General features: G+C 71.4%; 21 protein-coding genes. 9 read left to right on the top strand and 12 right to left on the bottom strand.

Annotation, left to right across the window (positions count from 1 at the left end):
• The coding region (gene glgX / locus IPZ69_RS32855; protein ID WP_235458311.1) for a glycogen debranching protein GlgX at nucleotides 1-2,104 on the bottom strand (2,104 nt) is incomplete at its 3' end.
• A gap of 194 nt (nucleotides 2,105-2,298) precedes the next feature.
• Here glgX and IPZ69_RS32850 point away from each other — a divergent pair.
• From IPZ69_RS32850 to IPZ69_RS32835, 4 genes are all read left to right on the top strand, one after another.
• On the top strand, nucleotides 2,299-3,117 hold the full coding sequence (locus tag IPZ69_RS32850) for a Tat pathway signal sequence domain protein (RefSeq protein ID WP_235458310.1): 819 nt from the start codon (nucleotides 2,299-2,301) through the stop codon (nucleotides 3,115-3,117).
• A 75-nt stretch (nucleotides 3,118-3,192) separates the two neighbouring features.
• On the top strand, nucleotides 3,193-4,515 hold the full coding sequence (locus IPZ69_RS32845; RefSeq protein ID WP_235458309.1) for a copper amine oxidase: 1,323 nt from the start codon (nucleotides 3,193-3,195) through the stop codon (nucleotides 4,513-4,515).
• A gap of 103 nt (nucleotides 4,516-4,618) precedes the next feature.
• A complete protein-coding gene (locus IPZ69_RS32840) occupies nucleotides 4,619-5,866 on the top strand; it encodes an SAV2148 family HEPN domain-containing protein (RefSeq protein ID WP_235458308.1) in 1,248 nt (415 codons plus the stop codon).
• Between the two features lie 102 nt (nucleotides 5,867-5,968).
• Entirely contained in the window at nucleotides 5,969-6,694 is a 726-nt protein-coding gene (locus tag IPZ69_RS32835) for a 3'-5' exonuclease (protein WP_235458307.1), read from the top strand.
• A gap of 55 nt (nucleotides 6,695-6,749) precedes the next feature.
• On the opposite strand, the gene IPZ69_RS32830 is transcribed toward IPZ69_RS32835, so the two are convergent.
• Together IPZ69_RS32830 and IPZ69_RS32825 are read right to left on the bottom strand one after the other, a co-directional pair.
• Nucleotides 6,750-7,613, bottom strand: coding sequence for a phosphotransferase enzyme family protein (locus IPZ69_RS32830; RefSeq protein WP_235458306.1), 864 nt, complete (start codon nucleotides 7,611-7,613; stop codon nucleotides 6,750-6,752).
• 420 nt (nucleotides 7,614-8,033) lie between these two features.
• Nucleotides 8,034-10,277 carry an MMPL family transporter gene (locus tag IPZ69_RS32825; RefSeq protein WP_235458305.1) on the bottom strand — a complete coding sequence of 748 codons (2,244 nt, stop codon included), beginning with the start codon at nucleotides 10,275-10,277 and terminating at the stop codon, nucleotides 8,034-8,036.
• Nucleotides 10,278-10,677: 400 nt separating this feature from the next.
• Here IPZ69_RS32825 and IPZ69_RS32820 point away from each other — a divergent pair, with 400 nt between their 5' ends.
• A complete protein-coding gene (locus IPZ69_RS32820) occupies nucleotides 10,678-11,229 on the top strand; it encodes a DUF1697 domain-containing protein (protein ID WP_374294651.1) in 552 nt (183 codons plus the stop codon).
• Here IPZ69_RS32820 and IPZ69_RS32815 read toward each other — a convergent pair.
• Nucleotides 11,210-12,070 carry a transglutaminase domain-containing protein gene (locus tag IPZ69_RS32815; RefSeq protein WP_235458304.1) on the bottom strand — a complete coding sequence of 287 codons (861 nt, stop codon included), beginning with the start codon at nucleotides 12,068-12,070 and terminating at the stop codon, nucleotides 11,210-11,212. The genes IPZ69_RS32820 and IPZ69_RS32815 overlap by 20 nt on opposite strands.
• 56 nt (nucleotides 12,071-12,126) lie before the next feature.
• On the opposite strand from IPZ69_RS32815, the gene IPZ69_RS32810 reads away from it, so the two are divergent.
• The 3 genes from IPZ69_RS32810 (at nucleotide 12,127) to IPZ69_RS32800 (ending at nucleotide 16,528) form a co-directional block, all read left to right on the top strand.
• Nucleotides 12,127-13,149, top strand: coding sequence for a ketopantoate reductase family protein (locus IPZ69_RS32810; RefSeq protein ID WP_235458303.1), 1,023 nt, complete (start codon nucleotides 12,127-12,129; stop codon nucleotides 13,147-13,149).
• A 25-nt stretch (nucleotides 13,150-13,174) separates the two neighbouring features.
• Entirely contained in the window at nucleotides 13,175-13,777 is a 603-nt protein-coding gene (locus IPZ69_RS32805; RefSeq protein ID WP_235458302.1) for a TIGR03086 family metal-binding protein, read from the top strand.
• Between the two features lie 123 nt (nucleotides 13,778-13,900).
• Nucleotides 13,901-16,528, top strand: coding sequence for a right-handed parallel beta-helix repeat-containing protein (locus tag IPZ69_RS32800; RefSeq protein ID WP_235458301.1), 2,628 nt, complete (start codon nucleotides 13,901-13,903; stop codon nucleotides 16,526-16,528).
• A 212-nt stretch (nucleotides 16,529-16,740) separates the two neighbouring features.
• Here the strand turns inward: IPZ69_RS32800 and IPZ69_RS32795 are convergent, their stop codons facing one another.
• A complete protein-coding gene (locus IPZ69_RS32795; protein WP_235458300.1) occupies nucleotides 16,741-18,045 on the bottom strand; it encodes an MFS transporter in 1,305 nt (434 codons plus the stop codon).
• 56 nt (nucleotides 18,046-18,101) lie between these two features.
• Here IPZ69_RS32795 and IPZ69_RS32790 point away from each other — a divergent pair, with 56 nt between their 5' ends.
• Nucleotides 18,102-19,085, top strand: coding sequence for an ArsR/SmtB family transcription factor (locus IPZ69_RS32790; RefSeq protein ID WP_235458299.1), 984 nt, complete (start codon nucleotides 18,102-18,104; stop codon nucleotides 19,083-19,085).
• Between the two features lie 47 nt (nucleotides 19,086-19,132).
• On the opposite strand, the gene IPZ69_RS32785 is transcribed toward IPZ69_RS32790, so the two are convergent.
• From IPZ69_RS32785 to cysC, 7 genes are all read right to left on the bottom strand, one after another.
• On the bottom strand, nucleotides 19,133-19,885 hold the full coding sequence (locus IPZ69_RS32785) for a sirohydrochlorin chelatase (RefSeq protein ID WP_235458298.1): 753 nt from the start codon (nucleotides 19,883-19,885) through the stop codon (nucleotides 19,133-19,135).
• A 5-nt stretch (nucleotides 19,886-19,890) separates the two neighbouring features.
• The gene (locus IPZ69_RS32780) at nucleotides 19,891-20,775 is read right to left on the bottom strand and encodes an ABC transporter permease (RefSeq protein ID WP_235458297.1); all 885 of its coding nucleotides are present in this window, start codon (nucleotides 20,773-20,775) and stop codon (nucleotides 19,891-19,893) included.
• Nucleotides 20,762-21,547: an ABC transporter ATP-binding protein gene (locus tag IPZ69_RS32775; RefSeq protein ID WP_235458296.1), complete on the bottom strand. Its 786-nt coding sequence runs from the start codon at nucleotides 21,545-21,547 to the stop codon at nucleotides 20,762-20,764. Before IPZ69_RS32775 ends, IPZ69_RS32780 begins: the two co-directional genes overlap by 14 nt.
• A gap of 33 nt (nucleotides 21,548-21,580) precedes the next feature.
• Complete coding sequence (locus IPZ69_RS32770; protein WP_235458295.1) at nucleotides 21,581-22,693, bottom strand: aliphatic sulfonate ABC transporter substrate-binding protein; 1,113 nt, start codon at nucleotides 22,691-22,693, stop codon at nucleotides 21,581-21,583.
• Nucleotides 22,694-22,913: 220 nt separating this feature from the next.
• Nucleotides 22,914-24,248 (bottom strand): sulfate adenylyltransferase subunit 1, encoded by a 1,335-nt coding sequence (locus tag IPZ69_RS32765; RefSeq protein ID WP_235458294.1) that lies wholly within the window; start codon nucleotides 24,246-24,248, stop codon nucleotides 22,914-22,916.
• A gap of 2 nt (nucleotides 24,249-24,250) precedes the next feature.
• Nucleotides 24,251-25,186, bottom strand: a complete 936-nt coding sequence (cysD, locus tag IPZ69_RS32760) for a sulfate adenylyltransferase subunit CysD (protein WP_235458293.1) — start codon at nucleotides 25,184-25,186, stop codon at nucleotides 24,251-24,253.
• Nucleotides 25,183-25,719: an adenylyl-sulfate kinase gene (gene cysC, locus IPZ69_RS32755; RefSeq protein WP_235458312.1), complete on the bottom strand. Its 537-nt coding sequence runs from the start codon at nucleotides 25,717-25,719 to the stop codon at nucleotides 25,183-25,185. The genes cysD and cysC overlap by 4 nt, the downstream gene beginning before the upstream one ends.
• Nucleotides 25,720-25,739: the final 20 nt, after the last annotated feature.

Here is a 25,739-nt window from a genome sequence, read left to right as displayed (position 1 = left end):
CGGGCCGCTGCAGCACCGTCAGGCTGCGGTCCACCAGGGTCAGTCGTTCCCCGGCCTGCACCTTCGGGCCCGTGCCGGGCGGTACGCCGTCGACGCGGGCCGTGTCGGCCACGACCTGCCACTGCCGGCCGTGGTCGACCGGCACGACGAAGTCCAGCGGCTTCGGCGAGGCGTTGAACATCAGCAGGAAGGAGTCGTCGCCGATGCGCTCCCCGTGCGGCCCGGGTTCGGAGATGGCGTTGCCGTTCAGGAACACCGTGAGCGCCGAGGCCTGCGCCGAGTCCCAGTCCCGCTGCGTCATCTCGCGCCCCTGCGGGGTGAACCAGGCGATGTCCGACAGCTCGTCGTGCGTGCCCTCCACCGGCCGGCCGTGGAAGAAGCGCCGCCTGCGGAAGACCGGATGGTCCCTGCGCAGCCACACCATCGCGCGCGTGAAGTCCAGCAGGCCGGCCCCGTCCTCGGGCCACTGAAGCCAGGACACCTCGTTGTCCTGGCAGTACGCATTGTTGTTGCCGCGCTGGGTGCGCGCGAACTCGTCCCCGTGGCTGATCATCGGCACGCCCTGGGACAGCATCAGCGTCGCGACGAAGTTCCGCATCTGGCGGGCCCGCAGCTCCCGCACGTCCGGGTCGTCGCTGTCGCCCTCGACCCCGCAGTTCCAGGACCTGTTGTGGCTCTCGCCGTCCCGGTTGTCCTCTCCGTTGGCGCTGTTGTGCTTGTCGTTGTACGACACCAGGTCGTGCAGCGTGAATCCGTCGTGGCAGGTCACGAAGTTGATGGAGGCCAGCGGACGCCGCCCGTCCGACTGGTACAGGTCCGAGGACCCGGTCAACCGGGACGCGAACTCCGCCAGCGCGCGCGGCTCGCCCCGCCACAGGTCCCGTACCGTGTCGCGGTACTTGCCGTTCCACTCGGTCCACAACGGCGGGAAGTTGCCCACCTGGTACCCGCCCTCGCCCACGTCCCACGGCTCGGCGATCAGCTTCACCTGGGAGACCACCGGGTCCTGCTGCACCAGGTCGAAGAACGAGGACAGCCGGTCCACCTCGTGGAACTGCCGGGCGAGCGTCGCCGCGAGGTCGAAGCGGAAGCCGTCGACGTGCATCTCGGTGACCCAGTAGCGCAGCGAGTCCATGATCAGCTGGAGGACGTGCGGGGACCGCATGAGCAGCGAGTTCCCGGTGCCCGTGGTGTCCGTGTAGTAGCGGGGGTCGTCGGCGAGGCGGTAGTAGGAGGGGTTGTCCAGGCCCCGGAAGGACAGCGTCGGGCCCAGGTGGTTGCCCTCGGCGGTGTGGTTGTAGACCACGTCCAGGATGACCTCGATGCCGGCCTTGTGCAGCGCCCGGACCGCCGACTTGAACTCCAGGACCTGCTGGCCGCGGTCGCCCCAGGAGGCGTACGCGTTGTGCGGGGCGAAGAAGCCGATGGTGTTGTAGCCCCAGTAGTTGTTCAGGCCCATGTCGACCAGGCGGTGGTCGTTGACGAACTGGTGCACCGGCATCAGCTCCAGGGCCGTGACGCCGAGCTCCGTCAGGTGCTCGATGACCGCCGGGTGCGCGAGCGCCGCGTAGGTGCCGCGCAACTCCTCGGGCAGCCCCGGGTGGCGCATGGTCAGGCCCTTCACATGGGCCTCGTAGATCACCGTGTGGTGGTACTGGGTGCGCGGCCGGCGGTCGTCGCCCCAGTCGAAGTACGGGTTGATCACGACCGACGTCATGGTGTGCGGCGCCGAGTCCAGGTCGTTGCGCCGCTCCGGGGTGTCGAAGTGGTAGCCGTACACCTCCTCGCCCCAGCGGATCGAGCCGCTGACCGCCTTCGCGTACGGGTCGAGGAGCAGCTTCGCGGAGTTGCAGCGCAGGCCGCGCCCGGGGTCGTACGGGCCGTGCACCCGGAACCCGTACCGCTGTCCCGGCATGACGCCCGGCACGTGCGCGTGCCGTACGAAGGCGTCGCTCTCGCGCAGTTCCACCGCCGTCTCCGAGCCGTCGTCGTGCAGCAGACACAGCTCTACTCGGTCCGCGGCCTCCGTGTAGACCGCGAAGTTGGTCCCGGCACCGTCGTACGTGGCACCGAGCGGATACGCCTCTCCAGGCCAGACCTGCATGGATACGACTCTTCCAGGTGTCCCGCGCCGCCGGGGGTCCCTTGGCTCCGAGTCTGCCGGAAAGTGATGGAACCCCTTGTGACTTATGCCCCTCTTAGCGGGCGACCAGTGCACACCGCGACGAGAGCGGCCGCGTGTGCCGAACCAGTGGGGCAAACACGTACTCCCGGGGACAGGGGGAGTAGGGGGAAGATGTGCGCAAGATAGTGCACCGCCATCTGGGCAAGGTGGTGGCCGGTGCGGCCATAGCGGTGGCCGGGACCGCCGTCATGGTGGGGATCACCCTGCCGGGCACCGCGGGAGCCGATGATTCGGGCGGCAGCGGCCAGAACGCCCGGTCCGCGCAGCAGGCGGGACAGGAGCAGGGCCAGGGCGGCGTGCGGCCCGGCGTCGTCGAGCAGGCACCGGCCGCGGGCAAGACGGGCAAGGGCCGTGACCCGCTGACCGACGACGAGATCTCGCGGGTCGAGAAGATCGCGGTGAACCGTCAGCTGCTCAATTCGAGCGAGAACGTCGACGGGGACCACGGCCCGCAGCGGCTCAGCGTCGACCTCGCCGATCCCGACGCCGACGAGGTGGACGACCCGAACGCGCCGCGCCGGGCCGACGTCACCTTCTACGACTACAAGACCGACACCCTCGTCACCAAGATCGTCGATCTGGCGACGGGGAAGGTCGAGCAGACCTCCACGCAGCACGGCGTCCAGCCGCCGCTGACCCGCGCGGAGAACGCCGAGGCGGCGAACATCCTGATCGCCGACCCGCTGGGCGCGGGCCTCAAGGCCGACTACAAGGACGCCACCGGCCAGGAGCTCACCTCCGCGGACCAGCTGCTGCTCAACGGCGCGGTCTACCGCGCGACTGCGGGGGCCCAGCCCGCCGCGCTGGACAAGTGCGGCGAACACCGCTGCGTGCGGCTGTTCCCGAAGGTCAAGAACGGCGCGTGGATCGACGCCAGGTCGCTGATCATCGACCTGAGCGCGCGCAAGGTCGCCAAGCTCGACCGCGACTGAGCCGCCGCCCGGCCGGCCGCACGCCCTTCAGCTCACCTTTCCAACTTGCTCCTCCTGCTAGGGAGTCATCTCTTCATGCGCGTGAACAGAATCAGCCGTGCCCGCAGGCGGACGGCCGTGGGCCTGTCCGTGGCCGCGCTGGCCGCCGGCGCGACGACCGGCGCGGGACCGGCCGTCGCCCAGCCGAAGACCGCCGGCTCGGCCGCCGCCGCCGAGTGCAGCGCCGCCTACCGGATCGAGCAGAAGCTCTCCACCGGTACGACCTGGCGGATGTGCTGGCGCTACGACAGCAAGGCCGGGCTCGTCCTGGAGAACGTCTCGTACCAGCCCAAGGGCGAGGCCAAGCCGATCCACGTCCTCAACAGCGCCCGGCTCGGCCAGATCGACGTGCCCTACGACGACGGCAGCGTCGAGTACGACGACCTGACGGGCTTCGGCTTCGCTCAGGGCCTGGTGAACCTGGCACCGGGCGAGTGCCCCGGCGGCACCATCAAGAGCGTCAAGGTCCCCGAGGCCTGGGACCCGCAGCACCCGAACGTCAACGGCCTGTGCACCACGACCCGTTCCCGCGGCCACGCCTACCGCATGCAGGGCAACAGCGCGAACAAGGTCTACCAGGCCCAGGGCAAGGACCTGCTCGTCTACACCGTCAACCAGGTCGGCTGGTACGAGTACATGACGGAGTGGCGCTTCCAGGACGACGGCACGATCAACATGAACGTCGGCGCCACCGGCAGCCTCTCCTACGAGGACTACGACGCCGGTGACGGCCGCGGCTGGCCCATCGGCAAGGGCGCCAAGGCCTACGCCACCAGCCACAGCCACAACGTCTTCTGGCGGCTGGACTTCGGCCTCGACGGCTCCTCCAAGGGCAAGGTCGAGCAGTACGACTCCGCGGTCACAGCGCCGCGGCCCGGCCAGGAGGCCCCGACCAACAAGACCACCCGCACCAAGGTCACCAAGGAACTCGCGGGCGACGCCAAGACCTACCGCTGGTGGCGGATGGTCAGCGCCACGGGCAAGAACAAGGACGGGCACGCGCGCTCGTACGAGATCGTCCCCGGGCCCACCACCAAGTACCCGGGACGCAGCTTCACCAAGCACGACGTGTACTTCACCGAGTACAACAAGTGCGAGCAGTTCGCCAGCAACAACCTGGGCAACTGCCCGGCCGGGGCGGGCAAGTCCGTCGACAAGTGGGTCAACGGCCAGACCCTCACGCACCCGATCGTCTGGATGAATGTCGGCTTCCACCACATCGCCCGGGACGAGGACCAGCAGCCCATGCCGGTCCACTGGCAGGGATTCTCCATCGCTCCGCGCGACGTCACGGCTATGAATCCGCTCACTCCGGACGAGCTCGCCTGGCAGAACGGCCACTGGCGGCCCCGCAGTTGAGAAAACGACCTGTCCATCCGGCTGCATCGCCGACCGCTTGCGGAGTACCCTTCCTTGATCGTTGAGACGGGGAGAGCTCGGGGGAGCGGAAGGCGGTGCACGGGTGGGCTCGGGAGGGCTGGAGCTGCCCCCTGGTGACGAGGGTCACGAGGGGAACTCCACGGAGGTCCCGCCCGGCGCGGTGTCCCTGGCGCGGCCCATGGACGCCGGGGCCATCGGGCCGGAACTGGACTGGGACGCCGACGCCTGGCTCGAAGTGCGTACGCGCGCACAGCGGGCCGGCCGGGCCTACATCTGGCTGAACCTCGTCGAACAGCGGTTGCGCGCGGTCGTGGCCGCTGTTCTGCGTCCCATCTACGAACCCGTCCACGGCGACGACTGGGTGGTCGCCGCGGCCGGTCCCGCCGGGCAGGAGTGGGTCCAGCGCGCGGTCGCCGTGCGCGAGGTCAGCCGCCGCAAGGGCTATCTGCTCGACCCGGCCGACGACAACGTCATCAGCTTCCTCACGCTGCCGCAGCTGCGCGAGCTGATGGTGCAGCACTGGCCGTGCTTCGAGCCCTACTTCGACGAACGCCGGGACGTCGAACTCGCCCTGGACGAACTGGAAGTCACCCGCAACGTCGTCTCCCGCAACCGGGCCCTGTCCGAGGCCGTCCTCAACCAGGCCGAACGGGCCTCGGCGCGGCTCCTGGAGATGCTCGGCTCGGGCGGCGACGTGCCCTCCGCGCGCCGGCTGCCCGTCGACGCGGTCGAGGACCTGGTCGGCGACCGGTACGCGGACGTCGTGGCCGTGCATTCCGACCGGGTGCGGTTGATGCGCCAGTTCCCCGCCGAGGACCTGTTCGGCGGCGCCCGCCGCCTCGACGCCATCGGCATCGGCCTGAACCTGCTCGTGCAGAACTTCTCCGGCCGGCGGCTGGTGCGGCTCGCCGAGTCCGGCTGCCGGGTGCGGCTGCTGTTCCTCAACCCGGCCTCCAGCGCGGTCAAGCGCCGCGAGCGCGAGCTCGGGATGAAACGGGGCGAGCTGAGCCGCTCCGTCGAGATGAACATCCTGCACATGCGCCGGGTGCGGTCCCGGCTGCGTGATCCCGGCGCCTTCGAGATCCAGGTGTACGACGAGACGCCCCGCTTCACCGCCTACCTCGTGGACGGCGACGGCACGGACGGCATCGCCGTGGTGCAGTCCTATCTGCGCGGGGCGCGGGGGATGGAGTCGCCGGTGCTGGTGCTGCGCAACGGAAGCCGTCTGGTCAAGTCGGGTGATGTGCCCGGAGCGGACGAAGGCGGTCTCTTCCCGACATACCGCGAGGAATTCGAGTTCACCTGGGCTGATTCACGGCCTGTGTCCTGAACTGTCCGGGCGGACAAGCGGAACGCGATCCTCGGATTGTCAGTGGCGCATGCGATGGTGGAGATCACTGGGGGAAAGCACCACCAAGAAGGGGGGCCGCCCATGGGCTGGCACCAGGAGCTGCTCGTCGGCTTCGACCTGGAGACGACCGGGACCGATCCGCGCGAGGCACGCATCGTCACGGGGGCCGTGATCGAGATCCGGGCCGGGCAGCCCGTGGGGCGGCGGGAGTGGCTCGCCGACCCGGGCGTGGAGATCCCGGCCGACGCGGTGGCGGTGCACGGCATCAGCAACGAGCGCGCGGCGGCCGAGGGCCGCCCGGCCGACCAGGTCGCGGACGCCATCGCGGACGTCCTCGCGGGCTACTGGAAGACGGGCGTGCCCGTCGTCGCCTACAACGCGGCCTTCGACCTCACCCTGCTCTCCGCCGAACTGCGGCGGTACGACCTGCCGTCGCTGTCCGACCGCCTCGGCGGCATCGACCCGGCACCGGTCATCGACCCGTACACCATCGACCGCCGGGTCGACCGCTACCGCCGCGGCAAGCGCAACCTGGAAGCGGTCTGCGCGGAGTACGGCGTCGCGCTCGACTCCGCCCACGACGCCGCGGCCGACGCCCTGGCCGCGGCCCGCCTGGCCCGCGCGATAGCCGACCGCCACCCCAAGATCGCGGCCCTCGGCCCGGCGGAGCTGCACCGCCGTCAGATCGGGTGGTACGCCGAGTGGGCGGCGGACTTCCAGAAGTTCCTGCGCGGCAAGGGGGACGCGGACGCGGTGATCGACGGGGTGTGGCCCCTGCGCGAGCCGGCGGAGAGCCGACCCGCGTGAGGCCGGCCTCGGTGCCGACGCCGCGGGCCTGACGGCACCGGCCCGCGCGAGGGGCTCAGAACGGATACCACCGCACCGTCTCGTCCCCGTCCCGCAGGGACGCCACCCGGCGCCGGAACTCCTCCAGTGCCTTGGGGTTGGCCGGGGCGTGCTGGGCGACCCAGGCGCAGCTGGCCGTCTCGCGGGCGCCGCGCAGCACCGAGCAGCCCTCCCAGGCGCGCACGTCCCAGCCGTAGGTCTGGGTGAAGGAGTCGTAGGCCTCGGCGGGCAGGCCGTAGCGGTCCCGGGAGAGGGCCATGACCACCAGGTCGTGCTCGCGCAGGTCGGCGGAGAAGGTCTCCAGGTCGACCAGGACCGGCCCGTCGGGGCCGATGTGCACATTGCGGGGCAGCGCGTCGCCGTGGATCGGGCCCGGCGGCAGCCGGGGCGTCAGCGCGGCCGCGGCCGCCGCGAAGCCGTCCCGGCGCTCGCGCAGATAAGCGGCGTCCGCCGGGTCGATCGCGTCGCCCGCGAGTCGCAGCCAGCGCTCCACCCCGCCCAGCAGCTCGCGGGGCGGCAGGTCGAAGGAGGGGGCGGGAAGCGCGTGCACGAGCCGGAGCAGTTCGGCCAGATCCCGTGGCTCGGCGGGCCGTACGGGTTCGGGGAGCCGGTGCCAGACGGTCACCGGGTGCTCCTCCACCAGCAGTGGCACGGGCTTGGCCGCCCGTACCGCCGGCACGCCCGCCTCGGCCAGCCATCCGGCGATCTCCAGCTCGCGCCGGGCCCGGTCCAGGAGTTCGGCGTCGCGGCCCACCTTGACCACCAGGTCACCGGCGGCGAACACCGCGTTCTCGCCGAGGGCGAGGAGCCGCGCGTCCGCTGCCGGGCCCGGCACCACGTCCGCATAGGCCAGCACGTTCCGCGCCCGTGCCTCGTCCATCGTCCGCCTCCGTGTCCCGACCTGCGCCGTCCTGCCGTGTCCGGCATCGACCAGTCTCGCATTCGCCCAGGTCGGACCGGGAACGGCGGCCTCAACTTCCGGGACCTGCCGCAGCTCGTGCAGCAGGCGCCCAAGGGCTTCGCCCGGGAGGTGCTGCCCGCTCCCGCGGGCGCAACCTGGTCCTCGACCGCCATCAGCGCTGAGCGGCGCGCAGCGCAAGGGCCTCCTGGAAGTCGGCGCACGCGTCGGTGTACCGCAGGGCCCGGATGGCCGAGGAGGGTGGCACCCGCCGGGCGGCCGACCTCATCGAGGCGGCACTGCGCGCGTAACGGCGTCGCGAGCAACGCACATGACAGCAGGGCCTGTTGGTTCCCCCCGGAAACCAACGGGCCCTGTGTGTCAGGGAGACGTGCGGTCGGATCAGACCCGCACCGGCTCACTCTCGCCGGACCTGACCGGGGCGTGCGCCTCCGGCGACTCGTCGTGGGTCAGGTCGGGCATGCGGTTCAGCCACTTCGGCAGGTACCAGTTGCGCTCGCCGAGCAGTGCCATCACGGCGGGCAGCAGCACACCGCGGATGATCGTCGCGTCGATGAGCACCGCGGCCGCCAGGCCCACGCCCATCTGCTTCATGGACTGCATGGACAGCGTGCCGAAGATCGCGAACACCGCGACCATGATGACGGCGGCGCTGGTGACGACGCCGGCCGTGGTGACCACGCCGTGCTGGATCGCGTCCTTCGTGCTGCGGCCGCGCACCCGCGCCTCGCGGATCCGCGAGACCACGAACACGTGGTAGTCCATGGACAGGCCGAACAGGATCACGAAGAGGAACAGCGGCAGCCAGGTGACGATGGCGCCGACGCCCTCCGCGCCCACCAGCGAGGCGCCCCAGCCGTGCTGGAAGACCGCGACGAGGATGCCGTAGGCCGCGCCCACCGACAGCAGGTTCAGCAGGATCGACGTGATCGCGACGGTCAGCGAGCGGAACGACAGCAGCATCAGCAGGAAGGCGAAGACCACCACGAAGGCGAAGACCGGCACGACCGAACCGATCAGCTGGTCGTTGAAGTCGTGGTTGCCGGCGACCTGTCCGGTGACCGGTGCCTGGACGCCGTCGACCTTGCCGAGCGTGGCGGGCCGCACCTCGTCGCGCAGCTTCTGAAGGTTCTGGCCCGCCTTGTCCATGTCGGAGCCGCCGACCAGCGGCACGGACACCAGGGCCACGTTCTGCGCGTCGTGCAGCTTGATGTCGATCGGACCGCGCGAGGCGCCCGAGTCGATCGCCCGCTGCTTGAAGTCGGCCAGCGCCTGACGCACCTCGGGCGCGTTGATGTCCTTCGCCTTGACGACCACCTGGGCCGGCTCGGAGCCGCCCGGGAAGGCGTCGTTGACCCGGTCGTACGTCTGCACGATCGGCAGCGAGTCGCCGAACTCCTGGTCCAGCGTGAGCTGCGAGGTCTTCATGCCGAGCGCGGGAGCCGTGACCGCGAGCAGCGCGCCCGTCGCGACGACGACCGAGATCAAGGGCTTGGCGAGCACACCCTTGAGGACGGCGGTCCAGAACCGGCTCTCCGAGCCGCCCGCGCGCTTGCGGCGGCGCAGGAAGGGGATCCGGCCCTTCTCGACCCGCTCGCCCAGCAGCGAGAGCAGCGCGGGCAGGACGGTCACCGAACCGACCATGGCGACCGCCACGACCATCAGCGAGGCCAGGCCCATCGCCTCGAACTCGGGGAGCCCGGTGAACAGCATGCCCGCCATCGCGACGCAGACGGTGACACCGGAGACGATGATCGCGCGGCCGCTGGTGGCGGCGGCGATCCTGAGCGCGGCACCCGCGTCGCGCCCGGCCTCCCGCTCTTCGCGCTCGCGGCGCAGGTAGAACAGGCAGTAGTCGACGCCGACGGCCATACCGACCAGCAGCATCACGGAGTTGGCGGTGTCGCTCATCGGCTGCAGGTGACTGACGATGCCCATCAGGCCCATCGTCGCCATGATCGCGGTGACCGCCAGCGCGACCGGCAGCAGCGCGGCCACCAGGGCGCCGAAGGCGATCAGCAGGATGCCGAGGGCGACGGGCACGGCGGAGAGCTCCGCCTTCTGGAAGTCGTCCCCGAAGGCGTCCTTGTACTGCTTCTGCATGCTGGCCGAGCCGATCTCCTCGACCCGCACCGACCCGTGGGCCTTCTGCACGCCCGCGACGGCCTTCAGCACCGGCTCGACCCGGTCGACCGCGGTGTCCGCGTCACCGCGGATGTCGAACTGCACCAGGGCGCTGCGGCCGTCCTTCGAGATGGTCCCGGCGTCGTAGGGCGAGGTGATGCCCGTGACCTTGCCGGTGTTCTCGACCGCCTTCACGACGTCGGTGACGGCGGCCTTGAACGCGGCGTCCGTGGCCTTGACCGAACCGTCCTTCGACTGGACCAGGACCGACTCGCCGGCCGGGTTCTTGATCCCCGCGTCGTCGATGATCTTCGCTGCGGTGTGCGTCTCGCCCTGCAGCTGGTCGGCCTGGTCGACGTCCACCCGGCCCGCCGCGGAACCGAGTCCCATCGCCAGGACGACGAACAGCACCCATATGCCGACCGCCGCCCAGCGGTGCCGTGCGCTCCAGCCGCCGGCCCGGGCGGCTATGCCCCGGACCCGCGTGTCTCCGTTCCCCATGACGGGCTCTCCCCCTTGTGTGCGGTGGCGGTCCCTGCCGCCACGTTGCGCTCCGTACTTCGTTCGATTCGAAGGTATGGGCCGGATAAGAAGATCTCGTCCTGCTGCCCGGTGAAGTCCGGCACCGGCCTCTCACCGCTGAGGAGGATGAAGGCCCCTTACATCTATCCGCGCTTCTCGGGGACGGTGATCAGGGACGGGGTGAGCTCGCACCCGTAGGACGTCCGATCCGTCGGCAGAGATCCACTTTGTGATTACGAAAGCTTGTTGAACAAGTCACAGCTGCGTGTATCGGTTGATCCGGGCCGCCCGATCGGCGAGAGTTTCGCGCAGCCCGGCGACGGGCGGCGGCCGTCGTGCCCACCCCCACGGGGCACGACGGCCGCTCTATGGTGTCCGGATGACGATGTACGCGGCGCTGCTGCGCGGAATCAACGTGGGCGGCAGCAAGAAGCTCCCGATGGCCGAGCTGCGCGCGCTCATGGAGCGCCTCGGCCACGACGCCGTACGCACCCATCTGCAGAGCGGCCAGGCCGTGTTCGCGGCCGGCCACGGCGACGAGGAGTCCCTGGCCGCGGAACTCACCGAGGCGATCGAGAAGCACTTCGGGTTCTTTGTCGAGGTGATCGTGCGCGACCACGCCTATCTGGCGGCGGTGGCCGACGCCTGCCCCTTCCCGGCGGCCGAGCTGCAGGGCAAGGAGCTCCACGTCATGTACTTCTCCGCGCCGGTCACCGCCGAGCGCTTCGCGGAGATCGACCAGGCCGCCCACCTCCCCGAGGAGTTCCGGCTCGGCGACCGCGCGCTGTACCTGTACGTCCCGGCGGGCCTCGGCCAGTCCAGGCTGGCGGCGGTCCTGTCCCGGCCGCGGATCACCAAGGGGCTGATCGCCACGACCCGGAACTGGAACACCGTCATGAAGCTGGTGGAGCTCACGGCCGGGGAAGAGTGACCGTCCGCGGGCCGAGGAAGGGCGAGCAGGAGAGGATCTCGCGGGGTACGGCGAGTCGTGGGTCCTCGTGGAGGTGCCGGTACTCCTCCGTCGTACCGGCCGCGGCAACGGCGTCGATCAGGGCGAAGTCGTCCTCGGTCAGCGACGCGTAGCTCTCCGGTCCCGCGAGCCCCCAGCCGTCCCAGGGCAGTGGCTCGGTGCCGTTGAGGGCCGCGAGGTCCAGGACGACGGAGTTGAACACGAGCCACATGCCCCGCAGTCCGGGATCGACCCAGACCCCGAACGTCTCCGGATCGGCCCGACCTGCCCGGCACGCCCGCCACGCCTGCCCCGCCACGACGAACCGGTCCCGGGGCACGTCCAGCGGGTCGAAGGGTACGTCGTAGAGGTCGGCGGACACCTGGGGGTCGGCCAACCGCCAAGTCCCGTCCGGCCGTTGGTACTCGGTGACCCAGTGGTCGTCGTGGAAGCCGTCGACGAAGTACGTGCCGTAGCCGCCCCGGAGGCGGGCCGGGGTCCCGGTCGCCCGCAGCAGCGCGCACAGCAGGAGGGCGTAGTCGCGGCACGTGCCGACGAACTGCTCGTCGTAGGACCGCTTCTCGGTGAGCGGAGCGTCCTTGCGGGAGCGCAGGATCCGCAGGATCTCCGTGACGTACCGGGACTCGCCGTCGTGGTGCAGCCGCTCCTCGGGGATGTCGTACCCGATCCGCTCGCCCTCCAGCCGATGGAGGATCAGACCGCGTACGACAGCGGTGAGTTCACGCGGATCGCGGGGCAGGCCGACGACGTCGAGGGCGCCCGGGTCGCTGTACGGCGTCTGCCGCAGATAGAGGTCGTCCATGCCCGCACCCTCGACTCTGCCCCAGGGGCAAGGTCAACTGTGCGAGGCTCCTCGGTATGCGCTACATCATCATCGGGGCAGGCGCGGTCGGCGGCACCGTCGGGGGACGGCTGGCCCAGGCCGGGCGCGAGGTCGTGCTCGTCGCGCGGGGCAAGCACCACACGGCGCTGGACGAGCGGGGGCTGCGGCTGCGGGTGCCGGAGGGCGAGCTGACGTACCGGCTGCCCGTCGTGGACGGGCCCGGCCCGCTCGGCGAACTGCGGGCCGACGACGTGCTCGTGCTCGCCGTGAAGACGCAGGACAGCGTGGCCGCGCTGGACACCTGGGGCCCGGTGCCGGTCGCGGGCGGCGGTACGGCGCAGGAGCGACTGCCGCTGGTGTGCGCGCAGAACGGGGTGGAGAGCCCGCGCCTTGCCCTGCGCCGCTTCCGGCGGGTGTACGGCGTCTGCGTCTGGCTGCCCTCGACCCTCGTCGAACCCGGGGTCGTCTCGGCCGCCGGCACCCCGCTCACCGGCATCCTGCACCTCGGCCGCTACCCGCACGGCAGCGACGACACCGCCCGGCGGATCGCCGCCGACCTGGCGGCCGCCCACTTCGAGGCGCCGGTCGTGACCGACGTCGCCCGCTGGCAGTACGCCAAGCTGCTCGGCAACCTCGGCAACGCCGTCGAGGCGATCAGCGGCCCGGTCGAGGACGAGGCCGCGCGGGCCCTGTACGCCCGGGTGCGGGCCGAGGGCGAGCGGGTGCTCGACGCCGCCGGGATCACCCACGTGAGCGCCGAGGAGCAACAGGAGGCGCGCGGCGACAAGGTCACCCTCGTCCCGCTCGAAGGAGCCCCGCGCGGCGGCGGCTCCTCCTGGCAGTCGCTGAGCCGGGGCACCGGCACCATCGAGGCCGACCATCTCAACGGCGAGATCGTCCTGCTGGGGCGCCTGCACGGCGTACCGACCCCGCTGAACGAGCTGCTCCAGCGGCTCGCCAACGCGTTCGCGCGGGAGCGGCGGGCCCCCGGCTCGATGCCCGTCGCCGAGCTCGTCCGGCGGGCGGACGAGGCTGTCGCGTTTGTTCAAGAGGGCTGAGCGCGGCCTGCCTAGCGTGGGGCGCATGACGCACGAAGACATGCACCCGTACATGATCGAATGTGCCGCCGAGGCCGCGCGTGTCGCGCGCGGCGTCCCGGCGGCGCGGCTGGCCGACCCGACCCACTGCCCCGACTGGGACGTGCGCGCCCTCGTCAACCACTGGGTCCTCTACACCTCCTACGGCCTGGAACACCGCGCCCGGCGCACCCAGCTCCCCGAGGAGCTGACCGCCCGCGACTTCACGGCGGACGCGGACTGGGCCGAGGTCTACGCCGCCCAGCTGGACCGTGCCGTCGCCCTCTGGGCGGACCCGGCGGTGTGGGAGGGCGAGGTCGATCTAGGCATGGCGAAGATGCCGGCGGCCGAACTCGCCTCGATGATCATCAAGGAGATGGCGGTGCACGGCTGGGACGTCGCCACCGCCACCGGTCAGGAGTACCGCGTCTCGGAGGGGGCCGCCCGCCTCGTCCACGACGTGGTCGAGACCCACGGCGCTCTCTACCGGCAGTACGACGGCTTCGCCGACCCGGTGCCCGTGCCCGAGGACGCGCCCGTCTTCGACCGGGCGCTGGCGGCGAGCGGCCGGGATCCCCGACTGGGCACGGGAGCGCTCCGCTCCGACTGATCGGATGACTTCTCGGCCAGTCGGAGGATCCGCGTCATTTCCGGTCGCTTTCATTGACTGGCGCATCCAAGTGCTCCTACCTTTCCGGGCGTTGGGTACAGGCTGATCCCACGGGAGGGGTACATGCCCACGCACCGAAGAGCCGCCCTCGTCACCCTCGCCTCCGCCGGCCTCGTCCTCGGGGTGGTGGCCGGGCCCTCGGCCCTCGCCGCCCCGCTGCGGGCCGCCTCCTCGGACGTCCACGTCTCACCCGCCGGCGACGACCACGCCGACGGCACCCCGCGACATCCCGTCCGCACCCTGGAGCGCGCCCGCGACCTGGTCCGCGCCAGGGCCGGGAACCTGAGCGCCGACCTCACGGTCCACCTGGCGCCCGGCACCTACCGCCGCACCGGGCCGCTCGTCCTCGACGCCCGCGACTCCGGCACGAACGGCCACCGGGTGATCTGGCAGGGCACCGGCGACACCGTCATCAGCGGCGGCCGCCGGGTCACCGGCTGGCACCCGGTACCGGGGCGGCCGGGTCTGTGGTCCGCGCGCGCACCTCAAGGGCTCGCCGCCACACGGCAGTTGTACGTCGGCGGAGTGCGCGCCCAGCGGGCCCGCGGGGCCGTACCGGTCACCCTCACCCAGACCGCCACCGGCTACACCGCGTCCTCCGACACCCTCGCCCACTGGAAGCGTCCGGCCGACGCCGAGTTCGTCTACACCAGCGGCGAGGCCCTGTGGAACGTCGAGCGCAACGGGCTGGGCCAGTGGACCGAGCCCCGCTGCCCGGTCGCCTCCGCCGAGGGCACCACCATCACGATGGCCCAGCCCTGCTGGGACAACTCCAACAAGCGGGTCGAGTTCCCCGACATCCCCGGCCGCACCGTCAGCATGGTCGGCCCGGGGCACCTCACCAACGGCGGCAGGCCGTCGTACGTCGAGAACGCCTACGAACTCCTCGACCAGCCCGGCGAGTGGTACCTGGACAAGGGGTCCCGCACCGTCTACTACCTGCCCCACAAGGGCGAGGACCTCGCCCGCGCCGACGTCGAGGCGGCGTCCGCGGAGAAACTGCTCGACGGGCGGGGCACCGCCGACGCCCCCGTCCACGACATCGCCCTGCGCGGGCTCCGGTTCAGCTACGCGACCTGGCTGACCCCCTCCACCCCCGAGGGCTTCTCCGAGATCCAGGCCGGCTACACCATCACCGGCGACAAGGGATGGGCCACCCAGGGGCTGTGCCGGTACGTCGAGGGCGGCACCTGCCCCTTCGCGTCCTGGACGAAGATGCCGGGCAACGTGTCCGTCACACACGGGCGGCGCATCGAGTTCGCCGACGACGTCTTCGCCCATCTCGGCGCTTCCGGGCTGGAGTTGGGGACGGGCAGCGAGGACGCGGCCGTCACCGGCAGCATCTTCACCGACATCTCCGGCAACGGTCTGGAGATCGGCGGTGTGGACGGGCAGACCCCGGCGTCCGGCGTGACGGTGACGAACAATCACCTCTACGGCCTGCCCCGCGAGTACCACGGCGGAGTCGCCGTCCTCAACGGCTACACCCACGACAACACCATCGCCCACAACCAGATCGACCACGTCGGCTACTCCGCGATCTCCCTGGGCTGGGGCGGCTGGCCCGACAAGATCGGCGACCCCGCCACCCCCAACCCGAGCCACGGCAACGCCGTGCGCGACAACCTGATCTTCGACTACATGCAGATGCTCGACGACGGCGGCGGCATCTACACCCAAGGCCTGACCGGCACCTCGATGGCCGACGGCGAGAAGGTCACCGGCAACGTCGTCCACGACCAGTGGGGCCTCGGCAAGAGCGTCTACACCGACAACGGCTGCACCTACGAGACGGTCCGGGGCAACGTGCTCCACCACGCCTCGTACGCCAACGTCGCCTCCCGCCACACCGACTACCGCGACGGCCTCGGCAACAACGACCCGACCCTCGTGCAGGACAACTGGTGGGAGGAGGGCACGGCCGACGGCGACAACAAGGGCCTCGTCACCACGGGCAACCGGATCATGGCGTCCCCCTCCGACGTCCCACCGGAGATCCTGGGCAACGCCGGACTGGAGCGGCCCTACCGCGTCCTGCTGGAGCGCACCGTCGCGGCGCCGTCCGTCCCCGAACCGCCGTCCCGGGTCGGGACGACCACCGCGGGCGTCGACGCCCTGTACGTCACCTTCAACCCCAGCTTCGTGGCCGGGGGTTCACCGGTGACCGGGTACACGGCGCGGGCCTACGACACGTCGGGGGGCAACGTCGCCGAACAGGCCGTCTCCGCAGCGGAGTTCAAGCGCACGGCGCTCGTGCGGATCGGCGGACTGCCCTCGTCCGGCGGGCCGTTCAGGGTGACGGTCACCGCGGCCAACGCCCGCGGCAGCAGTGCCCCGTCCCTCGCCTCGGCACCGCTGGCACCGACGGCCGCGAGCACGCTGCCCGGAGCGCCGACAAGTCCCAAGCTGCGTACGGCGGCAACCGCGGCGACCCTCGCCTGGACCCCGCCGACCGCCACGGGCGACGCGAAGGTCGTCGGCTACCGGGTGACGGTCTCCGACGGCCGGGATCCGATCGGCGTCACCGGCCGGGACGTCCTGGTCACCCAGCCCTCCGCCAAGGGCATGTTCCGGGTGATCGGCGGGCTGCGGCCCGGCACGTCCTACACCGTGACCGTCGCGGCGGTGACGGCGGCCGGCACCGGACCCGCGGCCACGGTCACCGCGACGACCCGAGCAACTGCCCCATAACGGCGGTCTGTTGGCCATTTCGGTTCGACTGCGACGGAAAACTCCCCTGGTGTGACACGTTCGGCGCCGGCGACGCAGTATCAAAAGCGGGATGCGGCATACCGGCTCGGGCGAGCCGGTAGCCGTGTGCCGGCCGGTCGTCCGCGGACCGACGTCACAGGGGAGCGCCGGACCGCGGACGGCCCAACGCCCCGCAGGGCGGGCTCGCCCCGTCAGGCGGGCTCGCCCCGCCAGTCACCGTCCCGTCGTGCCCAGCGCACGGCGGGACGCACCGCGAGACCGGCCGCCGCGAACATCACGCCCAGCAGCGCCCAGCCCACCCTGCCGTGCTGGATCGCGGTCACCGTGACCAGCGCCGGGCCCGCCATCATCCCGGCCGACATCCCCGCACCGAACACACCCTGGTAGACGCCGTGGGCGCGGGCGTCGGCGAGTTCGTAGCCCAGCGTCCAGCCGCCCGCGGCGGCCAGCACCTCGGCGAAGACGTGTACCACCGCGCCCACGGTCAGCGCCAGCACGGCCCACACCGCGGGCAGCCCCGCCGACACGGCGTACACGGCGCAGGACGCGGTGAGCAGCGGGCCCGCCCAGCCCATCGCCCGTACCGCGGAGGGGACTTGGGAGGCACCGCGGGCCACCCGCACCTGGAGCAGCGCCACCAGCACGCAGTTGACGATCAGCAACAGGGCCGCCGTCCAGCGCGGCGCCTCGGTCCGCTCGACGATCCACAGGGGCAGACCGACCTCGATCAGGGTGTACTGCACGCACAGCACCGCGTTCAGCACGGTCACCGTCAGATACGGCAGGTCCCGCACCGCGCGCCAGCGGTCGGCGGCCGGTGCGTCGGCCGCGTGCGGCTGCCGGTCCCGTGCGTGCGGCGCCAGCGGCAGCCGGCGCACCATCAGGGCGGGCCCGAGGAACGACAGCGCGTTCAGCACGATCGCCATCACATACGCGGCCCGCGTGTCGAGTTGGAGCGCCACAGCCCCGAACACCCCGCCCACGCCGATGCCCACGTTCGTGACCATCCGCAGATAGGCGCGCGCCTCCACGCGGGTGGCCGCGGGCAGCACGTCCGCGTAGACCGCGCCCTGCACCCCGCGACTGGCCATCTGCAGCCCGGTCGCGCACACCACCGAGAGAAGGAAACCGGCGTACGAGTCCACCAGGACGTAGGCCGCCGTGGCCACCCCGGTGCCGCCCCACAGCAGCGCCCCCACCTGCCGGGCGCCCCACCGGTCGGCGGCCCGTCCCGCCGGGACGCCCGCCACGACCCCGACCAGCCCGGCGACCGTCATTCCGAAGCCGACCGCGGTGGCGTCGAGGCCGACGATGCGGGTGAAGTACAGGACGCCCAGCGGGAAGTAGAGCCCGTTGCCGAGGGAGTTGACCACGGTGAGGAGCGTGGCCCTGCGCAGGGCCGGATCGGCGGGGAGCAGTCCGGCGGCTCGGGTGGCGCGCTCCGGGCGCGCGTCCGTCCCTGGGCCGGAGGCCGGGGAATCCGGTGTCGTCGTCATGGAACCAGCGAAACCCCGGGCCATGGGATGCCGACAATCATTTAGCGTGGCGCTCAATGATTGAGTTCCGCTTCGCCGTCGACGACCTCGCCACCACCTCCTTCGCCTACTCCCCGCTGCAGGAGGCGGTGTTCTCCCTGCGCTGTCTGCACGACCCGGCCCGCTATCCCCACCACCGGCCCTGGCTGCGCCGCATCCGCCCGCGCATGGAGTCCCTCGACCGCGAACTGCTCACCGCCCTCGTCTCGCCCTGGCTGTGGCTGCCGGACTTCGTCACGCCGCGCCCCGAGCGGGCCCGCCCCGCCTTCGCCGACGAACTGGACCAGGTCCGCGCCACTCCGGTGGACGTGGTCGTCGCCGACTTCCGGGCCACCTACCGCACCGAGGACGCCCTGCCGCCCGTCGTCGCGCGCGGCCTCGCCGACCCCGCGGCCTTCCTCGCCCGGCTCGCGGACGCGGTCGACGCCTACTGGCGCACCTGTCTCGCCGCCGACTGGTGGCCGCGGGTGCAGACCATCCTGGAGGCCGATCTCGCCCACCAAGCGCGGGTGCTCGCGGAACAGGGCGCGGGCGCGCTGTTCTCCGGGCTCGATCCGCGGCTCGTGTGGAGCGACGAGCACCTGTCGCTGACCCGGCCGCCGGACACCGCCCCCTGGCCTTCGGGTGACATCCGCATCGCGGGGCGAGGCCTGGTGCTGATGCCGACGATCTTCGCCAAGGGCGCGCAGACGGTGCTGGACCACTCGCTGCCCCCGGTGCTCATCTATCCGGCACGCGGCCGGGCGATCCTCTCCGAGGAACCGCCCCCGGTCACCGACCGCGCCCTGATCCGGCTCCTGGGCCGCCCCCGGGCCCGCCTGCTCCTGCTGCTCGCGGAACCGGCGTCCACCACGGAACTCGCCCTCCGCCTGGGCGTCACGGCCGGTGCGGTCAGCCAGCACCTGGCCGTCCTCTACGACGCGGGGCTCCTCGGCCGCACCCGCAGCGGCAGGATCGTCCGGTACGCACGGACCCGGCTGGGCGACGAGTTGTGCCGTTAGACACCCGCAGCCGTCAGGCCCCCGCAGCCGTCAGGTGCCTACGGCCGTCAGGCGCCCACGGCGGCCAGCATCGGGGCGCGCGCCGCGTCGTACCGCTCCAGCAGCAGCCGTGCCACCTCCGGCGCCGGGCCGAGCACGTCGGCGAGGACGTCCGCCTCGGCCGCGCCCCGCGCGATGCGGTCCGGCAGGAAGCCGGGGGCCAGGACGTACGGGGCGACGGCGACGCGCTCGCAGCCGAGGGCGCGCAACTCCCGTACGGCGTCCTCGGTGCGCGGGACCCCCGCGGGAAATGCAGCGGAGGCGAACGCAGGTCGCACGGCGCACCAACCGGTGTGCCGCCACTCCCGCGCGATTTCTGCGATCACTGCGATCGCCTCCGGGTCACTGGACCCCGCCGAGGCCAGGACGACCCCGGTCGAGGACTTGTCGGCGGGTGTCAGGCCCGCCTCGTACAACCGTCGCTCCAGCGCCGACAGCAGCAGCGGGGAGGGGCCGAGCACCTCCGCCTGCCGGATCCGCAGCCGTGGCGGCGCGTCCCGCAGCACCGCGGGGATGTCCGCCTTCGCGTGGAAGGCGCGGGTCAGCAGGAGGGGTAGGGCCACGACGTCGCGTACGCCCTGTGCCGCCAGGGACTCCAGCACCCCGTGCACGGACGGGACGTTGAAGTCCAGGAAGCCGGTCTCCACGCGCAGCCCCGGCCGCAGCGACCGCACCCGCCGCACCAGGGCGTGCACGGTCGCGGCGTGCCGCGGGTCGCGGCTGCCGTGGGCGATGACCAGAAGGACCGGCTTGGGGGACATGGGTATCAGCTCTTCACCAGCAGGCCGCGGCTGCGCAGCACCCACCGCTCCAGCGGGCTGAAGATCAGCAGGTCGATGGCGATGCCGACGAACAGGATCAGGAAGATCGCCTCGAACACCATGGCCATGGAGCTGGCGTTGCGGCCGTTCTCCAGCAGCGCGCCCAGGCCGATGCCCAGGTCGGGGGAGGAGGCGATGATCTCCGCCGCCATCAGCGAGCGCCAGGAGAACGCCCAGCCCTGCTTGAGACCCGCGAGGTAGCCCGGCAGCGCGGCCGGCAGGACTATGTGCCAGGCGCCCTTCAGGCCCGTCGCGCCCATCGTGCGGCCGGCCCGCAGGAACAGCGGCGGCACCTGGTCGATGCCGGAGACCAGGCCGTTGGCGATGGAGGGGACCGCGCCGAGCAGGATCACCGCGTACATCATCGAGTTGTTCAGGCCCAGCCAGATCACCGCCGGCGGCACCCAGGCCACGGACGGCAGCGACTGCAGTCCGGACAGCACCGGGCCGATGGCCGCGCGCACGAACTTCACCCGGGCCACCAGCAGACCGAGCGGGGTGCCGATCGCCAGCGCGAAGGCGAAGCCCAGCAGACCGCGCGAGACACTCGTCCAGATGTAGCCGAGCAGCTTGCCTTCCAGCCAGGCGCTCTTGAACTCGTTGCCCACGTCGGCGGGCGACGGCAGCTTCGTCGGATCGTCGACGATCTTGAACGAGATCAGCGCCTGCCACACGACCAGCACCACCGCGGTGGCGACGAGCGGCGGCAGGATCTTGCTGGTGAAGGTCTGCCGGAACGGCGTCCGGCCGGCGACGGCGGTCTCCAGCGCGTCCAGGCCGGCCTCGACGCTTCCCGCGTCCGTGGCGGTCTTCGTCTCAGTGCTGGCCATGACGGCGGATCTCCCCACGCAGTACATCGGTGATCTCAAGGGACAGTTCGGCGACCGGCGCGTCCTCGATGCGCCGCGGCTGCGGGATGTCCACCCGCCACTCACGGGCCACCCGGCCCGGACGGGACGACAGCAGCACCACCCGCTGCGCGAGCCGCACCGCCTCGCGCACGTTGTGCGTGACGAACAGGACGGACAGCCCCGTCTCCGCCCAGATCCGGGTCAGTTCGTCGTGCAGCAGGTCACGGGTGATCGCGTCCAGCGCCGCGAACGGCTCGTCCATCAGCAGCAGCCGGCTGTCCTGCGCCAGCGCCCGGGCCAGCGCCACGCGCTGGCGCATACCGCCGGACAGCTCGTGCACCCGCTTGCCGTACGAGCCCTTGAGCCGTACGAGTTCGAGCAGCTCCTCGGCCCGGCCGCGGCGCTCGTTCTTCGGAACTCCCCCCAGCTTCAGGGCGAGTTCGATGTTCTTGCCCGCGGTCAGCCACGGGAACAGGGCGTGCTCCTGGAACATCAGGGCGGGGCGCCCATGGGTCGCGATGCTGCCGGCGGAGGGCTGGTCCAGCCCCGCCACCAGGTTCAGCAGGGTCGACTTGCCGCAGCCCGAGGCCCCCAGGAGGGTGACGAACTCGCCGGGCGCGACATCCAGCGTGATGTCGTCGAGGACGAGTTGCTGCCCGGCGGGCCCGGCGAAGGACTTCGAGACGTGCTCGATGCGGGCGGCGTACTCGACCACCTCGACGTCATCGGCCTTGGCGAGGGCGGTTGCCATGATCGTCACCTCCTGGGAATCTCGGATCCGGACTTACTTGACGCCGAGACCGGCGTCGTTGACGGAGCGCTGACCCGCGGCCACGAGGACCTTGTTCAGCGGGGCGAGGTCGTAGATGCCGGCCAGCTTCGGGTTCTCGAGGAGACCCGCCTTCACCGCATGCTCAGCCTCGGTGTCGAGCGTGGCGGCCAGCGGGTCGTCGGTGATCTGGATGGACTTCCACGCCGGGTCCAGGACGTCGGCCGGCAGCGCCTTGCCGGAGTCGATCCCCAGCTGCCTGTTGGCAGCGGCCTTCGCCAGGTCCGGGTTGGCGTTGATCCACTTGTTGGTCTCGACCGAGGCCTTCAGGACCGCCTCGACGGCCCGCGGGTGCTCGTTCAGGAACTTCTGCGACACGACGATGTTCGTGATCACGAACTTCTTGTCCGGCCACAGCGCCGACTCGTCGAGCAGCACCTTGGCACCCTCGGCGACCAGCTTGGACGCGGTCGGCTCCGGCACCCAGGCGCCGTCGATCGAGCCCGACTTGTAGGCGTCCGGCGTCACCTTGTTGTCGGTGCGGACCACCGACACATCGCCCCGGCCGCTCTGCGCGTCGACCTTCCAGCCCTGCTCCGCGACCCAGTTCAGGAACGCCACGTCCTGCGTGTTGCCCAGCTGCGGGGTCGCGATCCGCTTGCCCTTGACGTCCTTCAGGGACTTGATCTTCTTCGGGTTCACCACGAGCTTCACACCGCCGGAGGCCGAACCGCCGACGATGCGCAGGTTCTTGCCGTCCGACTTGGTGTAACCGTTGATCGCCGGGGAGGGACCGATCCAGCCGATGTCGACGGAGCCCGAGTTGAGGGCCTCGATCTCCGAGGGCCCCGCGTTGAAGACCTGGTACGCGGCCCGGGTGGCGCCGAGCTCCTTCTGGAAGAAGCCCTTCTGCTTGCCGACCAGGGCGGTGGCGTGGGTGAGGTTGCCGAAGTAGCCGATCTTGACGGAGTCGAGGCCGTCGATCTTCTTGGCGCCGGCGGCGACCTGCGCGCCCGTGGTGTTGTCGTCGGCCTTCGACCCGTAGCCGCAGGCGGCGAGCGCCAGCAGGGGGAGGGCGGCGACCACGGCCAGGCCGCGGCGGTGGAGCGATGAGCGGGAGGCAGGCACGGGAGGGGTTCCTCTCGTTGGCCCGGCGGTCACGGTCCGTCAGATCGTGGCCGGGAGATCGGCAGGTCTTCGCTTGCGGTGGGGGGCGAGGGCGCGCAGGCAGTGCGCGTACGTCACCGCACACATCGCGCGACTCCGCCCTGCCCGCTGCCGAGGGCGCCGCTGCCGACGCGGCCGCCCTCCTTCGCGAACGACGAGAAGAAATCCGTCGACTTCATGGTCAGAAGTCCCAACCGTCGTCTTCGGTCTCGTCCTTGACCGGCTCCGGGGCGGCGAACGACTCGCCGACCATGCCCGCGGTGAGCGTGGTGCCGTCGCTCGGGTCGATCAGGATGAAGGAACCCGTGCGGCGCGAGTCCGCGTAGGAGTCCACCGGCAGCGGTTCGGCGGTACGGATCTTCACCCGGCCGATGTCGTTGGCGACGAGCTGTCCCGGGTGCGGGTGCAGGGACAGGTCGTTGAGCGTGAGCCGGGACGGGATGTCCTTGACGATCGCCTTGACCGTGCGGGTGCCGTGCTTGAGCAGCACCCGGTGGCCGACGGTGAGCGGCTGGTCGGCGACGTGGCAGACCGTGGCCTCGACGTCCTGGGTGGTGGGCGGGGCATCCGTGGCGGGCACGATCAGGTCGCCGCGCGAGACGTCGATGTCGTCCGCCAGCAGGACGGTCACCGACTGCGTCGTCCAGGCCACGTCGACCGGCTCGCCCAGCAGGTCGATACCGGCGATCGTCGTCGTCCGGCCGGACGGCAGGACCGTCACCCGCTCGCCGACGCGAAACGTTCCGGCGGCGATCTGGCCCGCGTAGCCCCGGTAGTCCGGGTGCTCGGCGGTCTGCGGCCGGATCACGTACTGCACGGGAAGCCGGGCGTGGCAGTGCGCGAGGTCGTGGCTCACCGGGACGGTCTCCAGGTGCTCCAGCACCGTCGGGCCGCCGTACCAGTCCATGACGGCGGAGGGCTCCACGACGTTGTCACCGGCGAGCGCCGAGATCGGGATCGCGGTGACCTCCGGGACGCCCAGCTCGATCGCGTACGCCGTGAACTCCTCGGCGATGGCGGCGAACACGGACTCCTCGTAGTCGACCAGGTCCATCTTGTTGACGGCGAGGACCACGTGCGGGACGCGCAGCAGGGCGGCGATGGCCGCGTGCCGCCGGGTCTGCTCGACGACGCCGTTGCGGGCGTCGACGAGGACCACGGTGAGCTCGGCGGTGGAGGCGCCGGTGACCATGTTGCGGGTGTACTGCACATGGCCCGGGGTGTCGGCGAGGATGAACCGGCGCCGGGGCGTGGCGAAGTAGCGGTAGGCCACGTCGATGGTGATGCCCTGCTCGCGCTCGGCACGCAGGCCGTCCGTGAGGAGCGCCAGGTCGGGGCCGTCCTGGCCGCGGCTCGCCGAGGCCCGCTCCACGGCCTCCAGCTGGTCGGCGAGGACCGACTTGGAGTCGTGCAGCAGCCGGCCGACGAGGGTGGACTTGCCGTCGTCGACGGAGCCCGCGGTGGCGAACCGCAGCAGGGTGGTGGCCGAGAGTTCCTCGGTCGTGGTCGTGCTCATGGTTAGAAGTACCCCTCGCGCTTGCGGTCTTCCATCGCGGCCTCGGAGAGCTTGTCGTCGGCGCGGGTGGCGCCGCGCTCGGTCAGCCGGGACGCGGCGATCTCGGCGATGACCTGGTCCAGCGTCACCGCGACCGAGTCCACGGCGCCGGTGCAGGACATGTCGCCGACGGTGCGGTAGCGCACCTTGCGCTTCTCGACGGTCTCGTCGTCCTTCGGGCCGCCCCACTCGCCGGCGGTCAGCCACATGCCGGCGCGCCGGAACACCTCGCGCTCGTGCGCGAAGTAGATCTGCGGCAGCTCGATGCCCTCGCGGTCGATGTACTGCCAGACGTCCAGCTCGGTCCAGTTGGACAGCGGGAAGACGCGGACGTGCTCGCCGGGCGCGTGCCGCCCGTTGTAGAGGTTCCACAGCTCGGGGCGCTGCCGGCGCGGGTCCCACTGGGAGAACTCGTCGCGCAGGGAGAACACCCGCTCCTTCGCGCGCGCCTTCTCCTCGTCCCGGCGCCCGCCGCCGAAGACGGCGTCGAACTTCTCGCTCTGGATCTTCTCGGTGAGCGGAAGCGTCTGCAGCGGGTTACGGGTTCCGTCGGCACGCTCCTTGAGCACACCCCGGTCGATGTAGTCCTGTACGGAGGCCACGTGCAGGCGCAGCCCGTACTTCTCCACCGTGCGGTCCCGGTACTCCAGCACCTCGGGGAAGTTGTGGCCGGTGTCCACGTGCAGCAGCGAGAATGGCACGGTCGCCGGGGCGAAGGCCTTCAGCGCGAGGTGCAGCATGACGATGGAGTCCTTGCCGCCGGAGAACAGGATCACCGGCCGCTCGAACTCACCCGCCACCTCGCGGAAGATGTGCACCGCCTCGGACTCCAGCGCGTCCAGGTGGCTGAGGGCGTACGGGCTGTCCGTGCCCCCTTCGAGCTTCACGGCGGCGGTCATGCCAGTCCCCTTTCGCTGAGCAGGGCGTACACCGACGCCGCGGACTCCCGCACCGTCTGGTTCTGCGACTCGATCCGCAGGTCGGGCGTCTCGGGTGCCTCGTACGGGTCGTCGACCCCGGTGAGCCCCGTGAGCTCACCCGCGGCCTGCTTGGCGTACAGACCCTTCACGTCGCGCACGGAGCACACCTCGACCGGGGTCGCCACGTGCACCTCCAGGTACGCCGTGCCGCCCTCCTCGTGGCGCTTGCGGACCGCCTCGCGGCTGTCCGCGTAGGGCGCGATCACCGGCACCAGGGCCTTGACCCCGTTGCGGGCCAGCAGTTCGGCGAGGAAGCCGATGCGCTGCACGTTGGTGTGCCGGTCCTCCCGGCTGAAGCCGAGGCCCGCCGAGATGAACTCGCGGATCTCGTCGCCGTCGAGCACCTCGACGAGGTGGCCCTCCGCGCGCAGCCGGCCGGCCAGCTCGTACGCGATGGTGGTCTTGCCGGCGCTCGGCAGACCCGTGAGCCAGACGGTGGCTCCGGTCGTCACGTCGTTCTCCTGTATGTCGG

It is taken from the genome of Streptomyces olivochromogenes (assembly GCF_021538895.1).
Classification (GTDB): Bacteria; Actinomycetota; Actinomycetes; order Streptomycetales; family Streptomycetaceae; genus Streptomyces; species Streptomyces olivochromogenes_A.
This window is presented reverse-complemented; position numbering and strand designations above follow the sequence as displayed.